The organism is Streptomyces sp. NPDC005962 (genome assembly GCF_040629205.1).
Taxonomy (GTDB): Bacteria; Actinomycetota; Actinomycetes; order Streptomycetales; family Streptomycetaceae; genus Streptomyces.
Genome location: NZ_JBEXVE010000028.1, coordinates 36,310 through 53,121 on the forward strand (window position 1 = coordinate 36,310; position 16,812 = coordinate 53,121).

The following is a 16,812-nucleotide window of genomic DNA, read 5'->3' on the forward strand; positions in this document are numbered from 1 at the left end:
GTGGCGGACTGTCGGTTGTCTCATGAGCGGAACACCTCACAGGTGCCGCGTGATCGGGCCGACCACTGCCGTTGGAGGATTTTCATGCGTTACGTACCCGCCGGTGCCGGCATCGGCCTGGTTCTCTGTGCCCTGACGCTGCAGGGTCCGGCCGCTGCCGCCGATGACTCGGAGCTCCGCATCAGCCCGAGGAAGGGCGCCCCGGGGTCCACGGTCACCGTCAGTACGACCGCCTGCGGCTCGGACGTGACCTACGGCAAGGGCTCCGCGGGCGGAGACGAGTTCCATCTGTTCGACGACGACCACAGTGGCGTGCTCACCGGCCACTTCCGGATTCCCGAGGGAGCCGCGTCCGGTGGCCACGACGTCATCGTGAAGTGTCCGCCGAGCACCAAGATCACGGACACGGTCAAGGTCAAGCGCAGCCGTCCCAGTGGCGGGGTCCACGCCGGATTCGGGCCTGCCGCGCTCGGCGGCAACAAGCCGACCCTCCTCGGCGGCACCGTCCTGGCCGTCACGGCCGGAAGTGTGCTCATGATGCGCCGCCACAGGAGCGTCCGGCGCTAGGTCCCCGGCGCATCCCGAGCATCCCGGGGACGGGCGGTGGCGTGGGACGCGGAGGTGGCCGTCGTCGGCGCGGGCGCGGCCGGTCTGACACTGGCCCACCGGCTCGCCAGTCTGCCCTCCGCGCCCCGCGTGCTGCTGATCGGGGCGCCGGACGGGCCGCTGCGGCCACCGGAGCGGACGTGGTGCTGGTGGGAGGAGCCGGGCGGTGAGCTCGACGTGGCGCTGACGGCCCGCTGGAGCCGGGTCAGGGTCCGCGGCGCCGACGGCCACCCACTGGACCGCGAACTCGCGCCGTTCGTCTACAAGATGCTGCGCTCGCGCGACTTCGAGCACTGGGTGGCCGCCCGGCTCGACGCGGCACCCTCGGTGCGGCGGGTGGAGGCGGTGGTGGACGAGGTGCGCGACGACACGGGCGGCGCGCTCGTGCGGGGCACCCGCGCCGGGGGCCGCCCGGTGGTGTGGCGCACCCGGTGGGCCTTCGACTCCCGCCCGGCGGCCGCCCTGCCTCCGGCCCGCACCACGCTGCTCCAGCACTTCCGGGGCTGGTTCATCCGCTGCGACACCCCGGCCCTGGACCCGGCGGTGGCCGAGCTGATGGACTTCCGCACCCCGCAGCCGGACCGCGGTCTGTCCTTCGGCTACGTACTGCCGCTGAGCGACCGTGAGGCGCTGGTGGAATACACCGAGTTCTCGCCCTCGGTGCTGGACGACGCCGCGTACGACGCGGCCCTGCGCCACTACACCGGGGCCGTGCTGCGGCTGCCGCCCTTCCGGGTGCTCTCCACCGAGCAGGGCGTCATCCCCATGACGGACGGCCGCTTCCCCCGCCACGCGGGCGCCAGCGTCTTCCGGATCGGCACCGCGGGCGGCGCCACCCGCCCGGCCACCGGTTACACGTTCGCCGCCGTGCGGCGGCAGTCCCACGCGGTGGCGGCGGCCCTCGCCGCGGGCCGCCGCCCGGTGCCGCCGGCGCCGTATCCGGCCCGCGCGCTGGCGATGGACGCGGCGATGCTGCGCGCCCTGGCCACCGGCCGGGTGGCCGGTGCCGAGGTCTTCACCGGGCTCTTCCGCCACGTCCCCGCCGCCCGTCTGCTGCGTTTCCTCGACGGCCGCACCGGTCTGGCGGAGGACGTCATGGTCGGTGTGCGGACACCGGTGGCACCCATGCTGCGGACGGTGGCCGAACTGCCCTGGCTCCGGCGTCGTGCCCACCGCCACCGGCCGGGCGCCACCGAGGCGGTTCGGTGACGCCCCCGGCGGCGGCCCGGCGGGGGCGGGACCGGCGGGCCGAGGTGCTGCCGGTGGCGGCGGGGCGGGCCCGGGTCCCGGCCGGGCGGGCGCCACGGGTCGCCGTGGTGGGCGGCGGGATCGCGGGACTCGCGGCGGCGACCGGACTGGCCGAGCGCGGGGTCGCGGTGGTGCTGTACGAGCGCCGGGCGATGCTCGGCGGGCGGCTGGCCGGGTGGCCGACGACGCTCGCGGACGGGTCGGCGGCGACGATGTGCCGTGGGTTCCACGCCTTCTTCCGGCAGTACTACAACCTGCGCGGACTGCTGCGGCGGATCGACCCGGCCTTGAGCGTGCTCACCGGGCTGCCGGACTATCCGCTGTGGCACAGCTCGGGCCTGCGGGACGGTTTCGCGGGCGTCCCGCGCACCCCGCCGTGGTCCGCGCTCGGCTTCGTCGCGCGCAGTCCGTCGTTCGGCTGGCGGGATCTGGCGGGTATGGACCCGGTGGCCGCGCTGCCGCTGTTCGACGTCCGGCTGCCGCGTATCCACCAGCGGCTGGACACGCTGAGCGCGGCGGAGTTCCTGGACGCGGTCGGCTTCCCGGCGGCGGCCCGGCACCTGGCGTTCGAGGTGTTCTCCCGCAGCTTCTTCGTCGATCCGGGCGAGTTGTCCGCGGCCGAGCTGGCGGTGATGTTCCACATCTACTTCCTCGGGTCGAGCGAGGGGCTGCTGTTCGACGTGGTGCGCGAGCCGTTCCCGTACGCGCTGTGGGAACCGCTGCGGCGCTATCTGGAGGGTCATGGCACGCGGGTGCGGCTGGGCGCCGCCGTGGAGTCGGTGCGGCCGCTGGGCGGCGGGCGGGTGGCGGTGGACGGGGAGGCGTACGACGGGGTGGTGCTCGCCCTGGACACCGCGGGGCTGCGCACGGTGGTCGCGCACTCCCCCGGCCTGGGCGACCCGGGGTGGCGGGAGCGGATCGCGGCCCTGCGGACCGCGCCGCCGTTCCTGGTCTCCCGTCTGTGGCTCGGTGCCCCCACGGACCCCGGCCGCCCCGGCTTCCTCGGCACGAGCGGCTACGGCCCGCTCGACAACGTCAGTGTGGTGTCCCGGTGGGAGGGCGAAGCGGCCCGGTGGGCGGCGGCCACCGGCGGGTCGGTGCTGGAGTTGCACGCGTACGCCGTCGACCCGGCGGCCGAACGGGCCGCCGTGGAGCGGCGGTTGCGGGAGGAGCTGTCCCGGGTCTACCCCGAGACCCGGGATGCCGAGGTGGTCGACGTACGCCACGTATGGCGCGCCGACTGCCCGGCCTTCCCCGTGGGCCGCCACCGCGACCGGCCCACGGTGCGCACCCCCGATCCGGCGGTGATGCTGGCCGGGGACCTGGTCCGCACCGATCTGCCGGTGGCCCTGATGGAACGCGCGGCCACCAGCGGATTCCTGGCCGCCAACGCCCTGCTCGCCCGCTGGGGCGTGCGCGGCCAGCGGCTGTGGACGGTCCCCCGCCACGGCCGCACGGCCGTGCTGCGCGGTGTGCACCGGCTGACGGATCTGACCACTCGTCAGCCCGGGAAGCGCCCCGACTCCCGCAGGGCCCAGCGGCGTTCGGCGTAGGCGAGGTCGTCGCGCCACAGGCGGCCGGAGGCGGCGCGCATCAGCGGCCGCAGCAGGGGTGCGGCGGCGCGGGCGACGGCGAAGCCGGGGCGGTCGGACGTGGCGAGGACCGCCTCGACGACGGCGGTACGGGGGCGGCCGCGGTGGTCGGGGGCCAGCGGGGTGGCGTGGGTCTCGACGACGGAGCCGCGGCCCTCGCCGTCGGTGATGCGCATGACGACGGTGCGGGGTCCGGGTGCGGAGAAGACGGCGCGGACGGGGACGACGACGCGGCCCGCGAGCTTGAAGGACACCCGGACGGCGAGGCCGTCCTCGCCACCGGGCACGGCGGTTTCCTCGACGGTGAGATCGACGAAGGAGTACGGATGCAGCCACGCGCCGTGCCACGGGTCGAGGCGGTTGGCGACGACGTCGGCCGGTTCGCAGGTGCCGGTGGTGTCGTGGACGGCGGCGACGGTGGCCCCGGCCGCCGGGCGGGGCGGCAGCACGGGGCGTTCCAGCGGCTCCTCGCCACCGGCCGCGTCGAGCCGTACCCAGGCGAGGACGCCGTCGTCGTGGGCGGGCAGCGGGGACCAGCCCGTGGCGGTGTCCTCGTGCGGGGCGAGGCCGTGCCAGTGGCAGACGAGGCGGCCGCGGCTGACCGTCGCGTCCTTCAGCGGCGCCCCGAGGTGCGGGCACGCGCCGGGCCCGGCGAGGAGGCGGCCGATGGCGTCCCGCCAGGCCACCACCTCGGTGTGGGCGATCGTCCGGCCGAAGGGGCGGCCCGGGGTGACGGCGGCGGACGCGCCGAGCACGTACCAGTTGCCCGACGGGCGGTCCCGGGCCCGTTTCAGGGCCGCGGCGATCTGGGCGGGCCTGGCCTCCCGCCAGGTGGGCCGCTGCCGGTCCCAGGGGAGGGCGCGGCGCCGCAGGGACAGCGGAAGGCTGCGGGGTACGGGTGGCGTCATGCGGCCTCCTCGGCGGGGAGCGGGCCGGGCGGGGTGGCGGGTGCGGTACGGGCGGCCAGCAGCCGGGCGGCGCCGACCCGGAGCAGTCCGTCGAGCGCGAGGGCGGCCCGTACCCGCCGCCGCACCGCCGACCGCCGGTGCAGCACCGTGTAGCCGTCGCGCTCGACGGCGGTGACGATGCCTCCGTAGAGCACGTACGCGGTACGGATGCAGGGGCGGGCCACCGGGTCGAGCATCGGGATGCCGGGCAGCGCGCGGCGGTAGTAGCCGCGGGTGAGCGCGGCGAAGTCGCGCAGTGCGGCGGTGATCCGCGGGTCCGGCCGTCCGGTGCGGCGGCTCCACCGCAGGTGTTCGGGGTCCACTCCGTGTGCCGCCAGCAGGTCGGCGGGCAGGTAGATCCGGCCGCGGTCCAGGTCCTCGCCCACGTCCCGCAGGAAGTTGGTGAGCTGGAAGGCGACGCCGAGCGCCGCCGCGTGCGGCTCGGCGTCCTCGCGGGGCGCGACATGGCCGAGTACGGGCAGCATCTGAAGGCCGATCACCGCCGCCGAACCGTGCATGTAGTGGCGCAGATGGGCGAAGGTGGGGTAGTCGGTGACGGTCAGGTCGGCGCGCATCGAGGCCATGAAGTCGGTGAAGTGCCGGTGGTCGATGCGGTAGGTGGCGGCGGTGTGCGCCAGTGCCCGTACGACGGCCTCGTCGCCGCGGCCGGTGCGCAGGGCCCGGGACAGCTCGTCCTCCAGCCGGTCCAGGCAGGCTTCGCGCGGGGCGGTGCCGGGGGTGTCCTGGAGGTCGTCCACGATGTCGTCGGCCCAGCGGGCGAAGCCGTAGAGGGCGTGCACGGCGGGGCGCCGGGCCGCGGGCAGGAGCCGGGTGGCCAGGAAGTACGTCCTGCCGTGGCGGGCGTTGAGCTGGCGGCAGCGCAGATAGTCGGCGCGCAGCGCCGGGTCGTGGATGCCCGCCGCGTCGAGTTCGTGTCGGGTCATGGGGGTCCTTGCCGGTGGAGAGCCCGCGGCCGGGTGGGGCGGGACCCGGAGCGGAAGTGGCGGGGACCGGGGTGGAAGTGGCGGGGACCCGGGCGGGGGTGGCCGGTGATGCGGGCGGCGGCCAGCTTGCCGGAGATGAGGACGGTCGGGACGCCCACGCCGGGGGTGGTGCCGCAGCCCGCCAGCACCACGTTCTCCGTTCCGCGGACGAGATTGGCCGGGCGGAAGGGCCCGGTCTGGCCGAAGGTGTGGGCGAGCGAGAACGGAGTGCCCGCGGCGTGTCCCTGGGCGGTCCAGTCGGCCGGGGTGACCAGGCATTCCTCTTCGATGGCCGCGCCGAGTCCGGTCAGGCCCCGGCGCTCCAGCTCGGCGAGAACACGGTCCCGGTAGCGCGGGCCCAGGGTGCCCCACGCGGTGGCGCCGGGTCCGATGTCGGTGTTGGGGCAGGGCGCGAGGACGTAGTGGACGTGGCGGCCGGGCGGCGCGAGGGCGGGGTCGTGGGTGGTGGGCCGGGTGATGAGGAGCGAGGGGTCGCTCATCAGCCGCCCGGAGACGGTGAGTTCCTCGAAGGTGGTGCGCCAGGCGGCGCCGAAGGAGAGGGTGTGGTGGGCCAGTTCGGGCCAGGTGCGGTCGGTGCCGGTGTGCAGGACGACGGCCGAGGGTGAGCGCCGTGTCCGCAGCGGGCGGCGCGGGGCGCGGCCCAGCAGCCGGTAGGCCTCGGTCAGTTCGCAGCTGAGGACGACGGCGTCGCAGGGCACGCGGCCGCTGGTGGTGATGACGGCGGTGACCCGTCCGGCCCGCCGCTCCAGCCCGGTGACCTCCTGGCCGTAGCGCAGGTCGGCACCGGCGTCGGCGGCCGCGGCGGCCAGCGCGCGGGGCACGGCGTGCATGCCGCCGCGGGGGAAGTACACGCCCGCGACGGTGTCCATGTAGGCGATGACGGCGTACGCGGCCAGGGCGCGGGCCGGTGGCACACCCGCGTAGAGGGCCTGGAAGGAGAAGATCCGGCGCAGCCGCTCGTCGTGGAGGAAGCGGCCGATGCCGGGGCCGAGCCGTCCGAAGCCGCCGAGCGCGGCCAGCCGGGCCAGGTCGGGGTGGACCAGCTGGAGCGGCGAGTCGAAGTTGGCGTCGATGAAGCGGGGCATCTGGGCCCGGTGGAGCGCCTCCAGCCAGGCGCGCAGCCGCCGGTATCCGGCCGCTTCGCGCGGCCCGGCGAAGGCGCGTACGGACTCCTCCATGGCGTCCGCGCCGGTGTGGACGTCGAGGCTGCTGCCGTCGGCGAACCTGGCCCGGTAGGCGGGGTGCAGGGCGACCAGGTCGAGCCGGTCGGACACCTCCTCCCCCACGGCGGCCAGGGCCTCGGCCAGCAGGTCCGGCATGGTGAGCACGGTGGGGCCGGTGTCGAAGTGGTAGCCGCCGCGCTCCAGCCGCCCGGCCCGGCCGCCGGGCCGGAGGGCGCGTTCGACGAGGGTCACCCGGCGTCCGGCGCCGAGCAGGTGCAGCGTGGCGGCGAGCCCGGACAGGCCCGCTCCGACCACCACGACATGGCCCGTGGGCCCGGCGACGGTCCTCATGGTCTTCAGTCTTCTGACATCCGGGCCGCGCACCCGCGCGAGGGGCCGTCCGGCCGAACGAATTCGACCGTGAGTGAGCCGCCCTGCGGCATTCGGGGGGCACACCCGCGCCGCCGCCCCCGGCCATTCCGGGGGTGGCGGCGCGGGTGTGCCGGGTGGGTCAGCCGGTGCCGGCCGCGGCTTCGGGCTGGACCTGCGGCGGCGCGGCGCTGGGCCGCCCCGCCGGGCGCGTGGCGGCGGAGACGGCCGCCATCACCACGATGTTGAGGAACAGCGCGATGACACCCACGTTCAGATCCTTGATCGCCTGCGGAAGTCCTGGCAGCAGACTGCCGACCGTGACACCGGAGAGGGTGACGACGGCGACCGCGACGACTCCGACGACGATGCCCGCGGCCGCCCCCTGCTTGGTGACCGGATTCCGCTTGGCCAGACTCGCGACCAGGGCGGGGAAGAGCTGGGTCACCAGGGCGTAGCCCATCAGCAGCAGGGACACGATCGAGTCGCCGCCGTTGAAGGTGAAGTAGAGGGACACCAGCGCGAGCGCGGGGACCAGCCACTGTGCCAGGCGGGTCACCTCGCGGTCGCTGCTCTGCGGGCGGGCGAGCCGGTAGACGTTCTTCGCCAGGCAGGTCGCGGACGTCATCAGGAGCAGCGATCCGGGGACCAGCGCGGTGAGCAGTCCCGCGCCGCCGACGATGCCCACGAACCACGGGGGGAACGTGGCGGTGGTGATGCGCAGCAGCGAGAGGTCCGCGTCGGCGCCCTTGAGGCCGGGCACGACGAGGATGGCGGCGAACCCGGCGAAGAAGACGAAGAGCAGGATGAGCTGGTAGAGCGGCATGAAGATGGCGTTGCGGCGGAAGACACGTTCGTTCTGCGCGCTGTAGGCGGCGCTGAAGGTGTGCGGCCACATGTAGAAGCCGAGTGCCGAGAGCAGCACGGTGGAGGCGAACCACGAGGTGCTCATGCCGCTGGAGGGCAGCGTGAGGAAGTGCGCCTGGCTCTTGTCGACCGCCTCGAACATGTTCTGGAAGCCGCCGAAGTAGTGGATCGGCAGGTAGATGCCAAGGATCAGGACGACCGCGAGGATGGTGACGTCCTTCATGACGGCGGTCCACGCGGAGCCGTGGATGCCCGAGATGGTGACGTACACGGTCAGGGCGACGGTGCCGATCACGATGGCCCAGTGGGAGGGGATGCGGCCGTCGGAGGAGACGGACACGATGATCCCGAGCCCCTTCAGCTGCAGGACCAGGTACGGCACCATCGCGATGACACCGACGAGCGCCACGAGCGCGCCGAGCAGCGGGCTCTCGAACTTGGCGACGAAGAAGTCGGACTGCGAGATGAGCCGGTGCTGTTTGGCGTAGCGCCAGACGGCCGGGAGCAGCCAGTAGGACAGCACGTAGGCGAGTGAGGCGTAACAGAGGATGTAGTACGCCGGGGCGCCCTTGCCATAGGCCCAGCCGGAGGCGCCGAGGAAGGTGAAGGTCGTGTAGATCTCGCCCGCCAGCAGCAGGAAGACGAAGATCGTGCCGAAGCCTCGGCCGCCGACCGACCACTGTTCGAGGTCCATGTCCCTGCCGCGGCGGGCGCGCAGCCCCAGCAGCAGCGCGGCGACGAGGAAGATGAAGATGACGGCGAGGGCGATCACGAGGTGCCTTCCTTACGGTTGGCGGGGTCGAGCCGGTAGATGACGGCCATGGTCGCCGAGATCAGGACGACCCACATGACCAGCCAGAAGAGGATGAACGGCATGCCGAGGACGTAGGGCGTCACCCGGTTCACGAAGAAGATCCCCCCGATGATCCCGATGAACGGGATCGCTCCGAGCAGATGGATGGGTTTCACGTCTAGAACCTCCTGGGGCGGGCCGCACTCCACAGATGGGGCGGGGCTCCTCTGGGGATGACACGAGCGTGGGACGGTCCCGCCGGGGTGCTGCCACCGGGGGACGGCTCGGCCCATGGGAGGGGGCGGTCGCCTCTCCCCGATCCAGGCCATTCCACTTCGCGGAAAACTTTTTTCAACTTGGGAGATGTATAGGTCCGCCCAAGAGCCCATGTCAACGCTTCGCACGCACTGGATAGATCAAACATTTCGTTGAAGCGGACCCATCGCCACGAACCGCCGCCAGGGGCTTGACGCCGACGCGTCCCACGCGTTGTTATTCCACTAAGCAAAAACCACTATCCGCATCGTGGAAGTCACGGCGTTCCCAAGGCGCCCCGAGTGTGCGAGGTCAGCCCATGTCCACACCGAGTCCCGGATTCGCCCTCACCCTGCGTGCGGAGGCCCCCGCCGACGCCACCTCCACCCGGCGGCTCGCCGCGGCGGTGGGCGACGCCGGGGGCGTGCTCACCGCGCTCGACGTCGTCGAGAGCGGCGCCGGCCACCTCGTGGTCGACCTCACCTGCGACGCCGTCGACAGCCACCACATCCAGGCGATCACCGACGCGGTCGCCGCGCTCGACGGGGTGAGCGTGCGCACCGTCGACGACCTCACGTTCCTCATGCACATCGGGGGCAAGCTGGAGGTCGGCTCCCGGGCCGAGCTGCGCGACCGCGACGACCTCTCCCGGGCCTACACACCCGGGGTGGCGCGCGTCTGCCGGGCCATCGCCGCCGACCCGGACGAGGCCCGGCGCCTCACCGTGAAGGGCAACACGGTCGCGGTCGTGACCGACGGCTCGGCCGTGCTCGGCCTGGGCAATCTGGGCCCCGAGGCGGCCCTGCCCGTCATGGAGGGCAAGGCCGCCCTGTTCAAGCGGTTCGCCGACGTGGACGCGTGGCCGGTGTGCCTGGACACCCAGGACACCGACGAGATCGTCCGGGCCGTCGAGCTGATCGCCCCGGTGTACGGGGGCGTCAACCTGGAGGACATCTCCGCACCGCGCTGCTTCGAGATCGAACGGCGGCTGCGCGAGAAGCTGGACATCCCGGTCTTCCACGACGACCAGCACGGTACGGCGGTCGTCGTCCTCGCCGCCCTCACCAACGCCCTGCGCGTGGTCGGCAAGAAACTGGCCGATACGACGATCGTGGTGAGCGGCGTGGGCGCCGCGGGAACCGCCATCATCCGGCTGCTGACCGCCGAGGGCGCCGGGGACATCGTGGCCTGCGACCGGTCCGGGGTCATCCACCGCGACCGGCCCGGCCTGGACGCCGCCCGCCGCGAGCTCGCGGAGCGCACCAACGCCGGGAACCGCTCCGGCAGCGTGGCGGAGGGCCTGCGTGGCGCGGACGTCTTCATCGGCGTGTCCGCGCCCGACATCCTGGGCGGCGATGACGTGGCGGCGATGGCGGACGACGCGATCGTCTTCGCCCTGGCCAACCCCGACCCCGAGATCGATCCGGTCCAGGCGCGGCGCCACGCCACCGTCGTCGCGACCGGCCGCAGCGACTACCCCAACCAGATCAACAACGTCCTGGCCTTCCCCGGAATCTTCCGCGGCCTCCTCGACGCGGGCGCCCGGGAGATCTCCGACGCGATGCTCATCGTGGCGGCCCGCGCCATCGCCGACACGGTCGCGGCCGGGGATCTGCACGCCGGACACATCGTCCCCAGCGTCTTCGACCCGGATGTGGCGCCCGCGGTCGCCGCGGCCGTCCGGGACGCGAGCCACGCCCGAGCCTGAACACAAGCACCTCCGCACAAGCACCTACTTCCTGGGATGTGAGAAATGAGCGCCCACCGTCTGCCGTACACCGTCAACCTGTCGATCCTCTTCACCGAGCTGCCGCTGCTGGAGCGCCCGGCCGCGGCGAAGGCCGCCGGGTTCGACGCCGTCGAGTTCTGGTGGCCCCACACCGTGGCGGTGCCGGATGACAAGGACGTCGACGCCTTCGTCCGCGCCGTGCGGGACGCCGGGGTCCAGCTGACCGGGCTGAACTTCTTCGCCGGGGACATGCCGGGCGGCGACCGCGGCCTGGTGTCCTGGCCCGCCCGCAGCGCCGAGTTCCGCGACAACATCGACGTGACCGTGGCGATCGGCGAGCAGCTGGGCTGCCGCGCGTTCAACGCCCTGTACGGCAACCGCGTCGAGGGGGCCGACCCGGCGGAGCAGGACGCCCTCGGCGCCGAGAACCTGGCGCTGGCGGCCGAGGCGGCGCAGCGCGTCGGTGGCACGGTCCTGGTGGAGCCGGTCAGCGGCGCCGCCGCGTATCCGCTGCTCACCGCGGCGGACGCGCTCGGCGTCATCGACCGGGTGGAGCGCGCGTCCGGCGCCCGCAACCTCCGCTTCCTCGCCGACTTCTACCACCTGGCCGTGAACGGCGACGACGTGGCGAAGGTGATCGCCGCCCACGCCGAGCGCGTCGGCCACGTCCAGATCGCGGACGCCCCCGGCAGGGGCGCGCCGGGCACCGGCGGGCTGGACCTCGACGGGTGGCTCACCGCGATCGAGGCGGCGGGCTACGACGGCTGGGTGGGCCTGGAGTACAAGGCCCAGGGCCCGAGCGCCGACAGCTTCGACTGGCTCCCGCGCGAGCGGCGCGGCGGCACCGCCCACGCCTGATCTGACTTGCGAAGCCCTCAAAAACACGGCCCTCAAAAACACGAAGGAGCGCCACGATGACCGCCACTCCACGCAAGATCGCCTTCATCGGCCTGGGCATCATGGGCGGCCCGATGGCCGCCAACCTGGTCAAGGCCGGGCACACCGTCACCGGCTACAACCGCAGCCGCGCCGCCGTCGACAAGCTCGCCGCTGCCGGTGGCCACGGCGCGGACAGCATCGCGCAGGCGGTGCGGGACGCCGAGGTCGTCATCACCATGGTCCCGGCCGACCCGCAGGTGAAGGAGGTCGTCCTCGGCGAGGGCGGCGTCCTGGAACACGCCGCGCCGGGCACCCTGCTGATCGACATGAGCAGCATCACCCCGCAGACCTCCCTGGAGGTCGAGGCCGCCGCCAAGGAGAAGGGCGTCCGCACGCTGGACGCCCCGGTCTCCGGCGGTGAGGCCGGTGCGATCGAGGGCGTCCTGTCCATCATGGTCGGCGGCGAGGCGGACGACTTCGCCGAGGCGGGGCCGGTGTTCGAGGCGCTGGGCACCACCCTCGTGCACGTCGGCCCGCACGGCGCCGGACAGACGGTCAAGGCCGCGAACCAGCTGATGGTCGCCGTCCACCTGCAGGCCCTGGCCGAGGCCGTGGTGTTCCTGGAGAACGCCGGGGTGGACCTGGGGGCCGCACTGGAGGTGCTGGGCGGCGGTCTGGCCGGTTCCACCGTGCTGGCCCGTAAGCGGAACGCGGTCCTCAGCCGTGAGTTCAAGCCCGGCTTCCGCATCGATCTGCACCACAAGGACATGGGCATCGTCACCGACGCCGCCCGGGCGGTCGGCGCACCGCTGCCCGTCGGCTCCGTCGTCGCCCAGCTGGTCGCCTCCGCCCGTGCCTGCGGCGACGGCGACCTCGACCACTCCGCGCTGCTGCGCGGCGTCGAGCGCCTCGCCGGCCGCGACATCCACTGAACCCCCCGGAACCACAGGAGTAACCCCATGGCGCGTATGACAGCGGCCCAGGCGGCGGTGGAGATCCTCAAGCGTGAGGGCACCACCCACGTCTTCGGTCTCCCCGGCGCGGCGATCAACCCCTTCTACGCCGCGATGCGCAGCAACGGCGGCCTCACCCACGTCCTGGCCCGGCATGTCGAGGGCGCCTCGCACATGGCCGAGGGCTACACCCGGGCCAAGGCCGGGAACATCGGAGTCTGTGTGGGCACCAGCGGCCCCGCGGGCACCGACATGATCACCGGTCTGTACTCGGCGAGCGCCGATTCCATTCCGATCCTGTGCATCACCGGCCAGGCGGCGGTGGCCAAGCTGCACAAGGAGGACTTCCAGGCGGTCGACATCGCCTCGATCGCGGCGCCGCTGACCAAGATGGCCATGACCGTGCTGGAGCCCGCCCAGGTGCCGGGCGCCTTCCAGCAGGCGTTCCACCTGATGCGGTCCGGCCGCCCCGGACCGGTTCTGATCGACCTGCCCATCGACGTCCAGATGGCCGAGATCGAGTTCGACCCGGACACCTATGAGCCGCTGCCGGTCCACAAGCCCGTCGCGACCCGGGCGCAGATCAACAAGGCGATCGGCCTGCTCCAGGCCGCCCAGCGGCCGCTGCTGGTCGCCGGTGGCGGCATCATCAACGCCGACGCGGCCGATCTGCTGGTGGAGTTCGCCGAGCTGACCGGGGTGCCGGTCGTGCCCACCCTGATGGGCTGGGGCACCATCCCCGACGACCACCCGCTGACGGCGGGCATGGTCGGCCTCCAGACCGCCCACCGCTACGGCAACGCCACCCTGCTGGAGTCGGACTTCGTCCTCGGCATCGGCAACCGCTGGGCCAACCGCCACACCGGCGGCGTCGACACCTATACGAAGGACCGCACCTTCGTCCACGTCGACATCGAACCCACCCAGATCGGCCGCGTCTTCGCCCCCGACTACGGCATCGTCTCCGACGCCCGGGCCGCGCTGGAGCTGTTCGTGGAGGCCGCCCGGGAACTCAAGGCGGCCGGTGAACTCACGGACCGCGCCGACTGGGCCGACAGCTGCCGCCGCCGCAAGGGCTCGATGCTGCGCAAGACCCACTTCGACCAGGTGCCGGTCAAACCGCAGCGGGTCTACGAGGAGATGAACCGGGCGTTCGGGCCGGAGACCCGCTATGTGTCCACGATCGGCCTCTCCCAGATCCAGGCCGCCCAGATGCTGCACGTCTACCGCCCCCGGCACTGGATCAACGCCGGTCAGGCCGGGCCGCTGGGCTGGACCGTCCCGGCCGCGCTGGGCGTGGCGACCGCCGACCCGGACGCCCCCGTCGTCGCCCTCTCCGGCGACTACGACTTCCAGTTCATGATCGAAGAACTCGCCGTCGGCGCCCAGTTCCAGATCCCCTACCTCCATGTCGTCGTCAACAACGCCTATCTGGGGCTGATCCGCCAGGCCCAGCGCGGTTTCGACATGGACTTCTGCGTCCAGCTCTCCTTCGACAACGTCAACGCCCCCGAGGTCGGCGGCTACGGGGTCGACCACGTCAAGGTCGCCGAAGGGCTCGGCTGCAAGGCCATCCGGGTCTTCGAACCGGACCGCATCGCACCCGCCCTGGAAGAGGCCAAGAAGCTCATGGCCGAGTTCCGGGTCCCGGTCATCGTCGAGGTCATCCTGGAGCGCGTCACCAACGTCGCCATGGGCACCGAGATCGACAACATCAACGAGTTCGAGGAGCTGGCCACCAGCCCCGAACACGCCCCCACGGCGCTGCGCACCGCCCTCGGATGACCCCCCGGGCGGCACCGCCCGGCACCCCACAGCTCCTCCCGGCGGCGTGATCCACGCGGTCGAAGCCGCGCCGCCGGGAGGCCCAGCCAACTGCTCCCCAGCCGAGGAGAGACATGACGGACTTCACCCTTCTGCCCGACCTCGCCGCCCGCGCGCTCGGCGGCGGCGTGATCGCGGCCAACGACGAGTTCTTCGCCGAGAAGGAGAACCTGCTGCGCCCCGCGGCAGCGGTCTTCCAGCCCCACACCTTCGGCCACAAGGGCCAGATCATGGACGGCTGGGAAACGCGGCGCCGCCGCCCCGAGTTCGAGGACGGCGACCACGACTGGGCGATCGTCCGCCTCGGCACCCCCGGGGTGGTCCGCGGTGTCGTCGTCGACACGGCCCACTTCACCGGCAACTACCCCGAACACTGCTCCGTCGAGGCGTGTGCGGTCGAAGGCCACCCCACGCCCGAGGAGATCGCGGGCGCCGAGTGGGTGTCCCTCGTCCCCAAGAGCGCCCTGCGCGGCGACAGCGAGCACCACTTCGCCGTGGACGTGGAGCAGCGCTTCACCCATGTCCGGCTGAACATCCACCCCGACGGAGGGGTGGCGCGGCTGCGTGTCCACGGAACTGTGGTGCCCGATCCGCGCTTCCTCACCGCCACGGCCTTCGACCTGGCCGCGGTGGAGAACGGCGGCCAGGTCGTCGACGCCAGCAACCGCTTCTACTCGCCGCCCAACAACGTGCTCGCCCCCGGGCTGCCCCGGGTCATGGGCGACGGCTGGGAGACCAGCAGGCGCCGCGACGACGGCAACGACTGGATCGTCGCGCAGCTCGCCACCCGCGGCCGGATCACCCACGCGACGATCGACACCTCGTACTTCATCGGCAACTCCCCCGGGTCGGCCCGGCTGCAGGGCATCGACGCCGGCGCCGGGGACCTGGACGCCCCCGACGCGTGGTTCGACCTGCTGCCGCGCACCCGGCTGCAGCGCGACACCCCGCACCGCTTCCGTGTCACCACCACCCAGCCGGTCACCCACATCCGGCTGGACATCCACCCCGACGGCGGCCTGGCACGCCTGCGGCTCTTCGGCTCCCCCACCCCGGACGGCCTCGCGGCCCTCGGACTGCGCTGGTTCGATCTGCTGCCCGCGGACCAGGCGTCGGCCATCCTCACCGCCGAATGCGGCGCCCCGGCGGACCGGGCCCGTGAGCTCGCTGCCGCCCGGCCCTTCTCCGACGAGGCCGGGCTGCACAAGGCGCTGGAGGGGGCCGACTCGCTCATCGCCGCCCGGGTACGCAGCCTCCTGGGCGTGAACCCGTCCTGAACCAGGGCAGGTTCACCAGGTCACCGATTCACCAGGTCACGGGCAGTTCGTAGACGCCGTAGACCGATCCGTCGTGTTTGAACGGGATCTTCTCCAGTCCGGTGGCCAGCCGCAGGGTGGGGATACGGCGGTAGAGCGTGCTGTAGACGACCTGCAGCTCCATCCGGGCCAGCGGCTGGCCCAGGCACTGGTGCACCCCGAAGCCGAACGCCACATGGCGGCGGGCGTCGCGCCGGAGGTCCAGCCGGTCGGGGTCGGGGAAGACCTCGGGGTCCCGGTTGGCGATGTCGTTGGCCAGGATGATCCCCTCCCCGGCCCGGATGGTCCGGCCCGCGACCTCGATGTCCTCCAGCGCCACCCGGCGCCGCCCGCTGTGCGTGATGTTGAGGTAGCGCAGCAGCTCCTCCACCGCCGAGGCGACCAGCTTCGGATCGTCGCTCTCGCGCAGCAGGGCGAGCTGGCCGGGGTTCTCCAGCAGGGCGAGGGTGCCCAGCGCGATCATGTTCGCGGTGGTCTCGTGGCCCGCGAGCAGGAGCAGCACGCCCATCTGGGCCGCCTCCTCGCGGGTCAGCTCGCCCGCCCCGACCCGTCCGGCCAGCCCGGACAGCAGATCGTCCACGGGGTGGGAGATCTTCTCCCCCATCAGGCCGTCCAGGTAGCCGAGCAGCGCCGCGTGGGCGGCCGACCGCTGTTCGGGCGCCACCTCACGGTTGATGAGGACGCCGCTGTTCTCCTGGAAGAAGTCGTGGTCGGCGTAGGGCACTCCGAGCAGCTCGCAGATCACCAGCGACGGGACCGGCAGGGCGAACGCCCGCACCAGGTCGACCGGCGCGGGTCCGGCGAGCATCTCGTCGATCAGCCCGTCCACGATCTTCTGCACGGCCGGACGCATCGCCGCCACCCGCTTGATGGCGAACGGGGCGGTGACCATCCGCCGGAGCCGGGCGTGTTCGGGGTCGTCCATCAGGATGAAGCTGATGGCGGTGGTGCCCTTGGGCAGCGGCGCCTGGCTCGGATATCCGGGCCGGGTCATATCGGCGCTCACTCTCGGGTCGCCCAGCAGGGCCCGCTGTTCGGCGTGCCGGGTCACCAGCCACGGTGTACTGCCGTCCCACAGACGGACCCTCGCGAGCGGGCCCTCCTCCGTCGTCTCCCGCAGGGCGGGCGGCGGGTCGAACGGGCAGCCCGCCGCCCTGGCCATCGGAAACTCCGCAAGCGTCATGCTCTCCTCCGATTCAGGCGTCCTCCGGTGATCAGGCAACCCGATCCGCTACATTAAGTCAAGCAACTGATTTAAATTAGCCGT

At 72.9% G+C, this 16,812-nt stretch carries 14 protein-coding genes; 8 read left to right on the plus strand and 6 right to left on the minus strand.

Annotated elements, in window-relative coordinates:
* The first annotated feature begins 84 nt into the window (after nucleotides 1–84).
* The 3 genes from ABZ370_RS34180 to ABZ370_RS34190 are packed head-to-tail and all read left to right on the plus strand — an operon-like array spanning nucleotide 85 to nucleotide 3,407.
* A complete protein-coding gene (locus ABZ370_RS34180) occupies nucleotides 85–567 on the plus strand; it encodes a sortase (protein ID WP_358628986.1) in 483 nt (160 codons plus the stop codon).
* A gap of 36 nt (nucleotides 568–603) precedes the next feature.
* Nucleotides 604–1,815: a lycopene cyclase family protein gene (locus tag ABZ370_RS34185; protein ID WP_358628989.1), complete on the plus strand. Its 1,212-nt coding sequence runs from the start codon at nucleotides 604–606 to the stop codon at nucleotides 1,813–1,815.
* Entirely contained in the window at nucleotides 1,812–3,407 is a 1,596-nt protein-coding gene (locus ABZ370_RS34190) for an FAD-dependent oxidoreductase (protein ID WP_358628991.1), read from the plus strand. Before ABZ370_RS34185 ends, ABZ370_RS34190 begins: the two co-directional genes overlap by 4 nt.
* On the opposite strand, the gene ABZ370_RS34195 is transcribed toward ABZ370_RS34190, so the two are convergent.
* From ABZ370_RS34195 to ABZ370_RS34215, 5 genes are all read right to left on the minus strand, one after another.
* Nucleotides 3,356–4,354: a DUF5914 domain-containing protein gene (locus ABZ370_RS34195; RefSeq protein WP_358628994.1), complete on the minus strand. Its 999-nt coding sequence runs from the start codon at nucleotides 4,352–4,354 to the stop codon at nucleotides 3,356–3,358. The genes ABZ370_RS34190 and ABZ370_RS34195 overlap by 52 nt on opposite strands.
* Nucleotides 4,351–5,337 (minus strand): phytoene/squalene synthase family protein, encoded by a 987-nt coding sequence (locus ABZ370_RS34200; protein WP_358628997.1) that lies wholly within the window; start codon nucleotides 5,335–5,337, stop codon nucleotides 4,351–4,353. Before ABZ370_RS34200 ends, ABZ370_RS34195 begins: the two co-directional genes overlap by 4 nt.
* Nucleotides 5,334–6,911 carry a phytoene desaturase family protein gene (crtI, locus tag ABZ370_RS34205; protein WP_358629000.1) on the minus strand — a complete coding sequence of 526 codons (1,578 nt, stop codon included), beginning with the start codon at nucleotides 6,909–6,911 and terminating at the stop codon, nucleotides 5,334–5,336. Before crtI ends, ABZ370_RS34200 begins: the two co-directional genes overlap by 4 nt.
* Nucleotides 6,912–7,071: 160 nt before the next feature.
* Nucleotides 7,072–8,568 (minus strand): sodium:solute symporter, encoded by a 1,497-nt coding sequence (locus ABZ370_RS34210; RefSeq protein WP_358629003.1) that lies wholly within the window; start codon nucleotides 8,566–8,568, stop codon nucleotides 7,072–7,074.
* Nucleotides 8,565–8,765: a DUF3311 domain-containing protein gene (locus ABZ370_RS34215; protein ID WP_358629006.1), complete on the minus strand. Its 201-nt coding sequence runs from the start codon at nucleotides 8,763–8,765 to the stop codon at nucleotides 8,565–8,567. The genes ABZ370_RS34210 and ABZ370_RS34215 overlap by 4 nt, the downstream gene beginning before the upstream one ends.
* Before the next feature lie 398 nt (nucleotides 8,766–9,163).
* On the opposite strand from ABZ370_RS34215, the gene ABZ370_RS34220 reads away from it, so the two are divergent.
* From ABZ370_RS34220 to alc, 5 genes are all read left to right on the plus strand, one after another.
* Nucleotides 9,164–10,552 carry an NAD-dependent malic enzyme gene (locus ABZ370_RS34220; RefSeq protein ID WP_358629009.1) on the plus strand — a complete coding sequence of 463 codons (1,389 nt, stop codon included), beginning with the start codon at nucleotides 9,164–9,166 and terminating at the stop codon, nucleotides 10,550–10,552.
* Nucleotides 10,553–10,597: 45 nt separating this feature from the next.
* Nucleotides 10,598–11,431: a TIM barrel protein gene (locus ABZ370_RS34225; protein WP_358629012.1), complete on the plus strand. Its 834-nt coding sequence runs from the start codon at nucleotides 10,598–10,600 to the stop codon at nucleotides 11,429–11,431.
* Between the two features lie 56 nt (nucleotides 11,432–11,487).
* Nucleotides 11,488–12,384, plus strand: coding sequence for a 2-hydroxy-3-oxopropionate reductase (locus ABZ370_RS34230; protein WP_358629015.1), 897 nt, complete (start codon nucleotides 11,488–11,490; stop codon nucleotides 12,382–12,384).
* 27 nt (nucleotides 12,385–12,411) lie between these two features.
* Entirely contained in the window at nucleotides 12,412–14,190 is a 1,779-nt protein-coding gene (gene gcl / locus ABZ370_RS34235) for a glyoxylate carboligase (protein ID WP_358629018.1), read from the plus strand.
* Between the two features lie 113 nt (nucleotides 14,191–14,303).
* The gene (alc, locus tag ABZ370_RS34240) at nucleotides 14,304–15,506 is read left to right on the plus strand and encodes an allantoicase (protein WP_358629021.1); all 1,203 of its coding nucleotides are present in this window, start codon (nucleotides 14,304–14,306) and stop codon (nucleotides 15,504–15,506) included.
* Nucleotides 15,507–15,534: 28 nt separating this feature from the next.
* Here alc and ABZ370_RS34245 read toward each other — a convergent pair whose 3' ends face one another.
* Nucleotides 15,535–16,728, minus strand: coding sequence for a cytochrome P450 (locus ABZ370_RS34245; protein ID WP_358629024.1), 1,194 nt, complete (start codon nucleotides 16,726–16,728; stop codon nucleotides 15,535–15,537).
* Nucleotides 16,729–16,812: the final 84 nt, after the last annotated feature.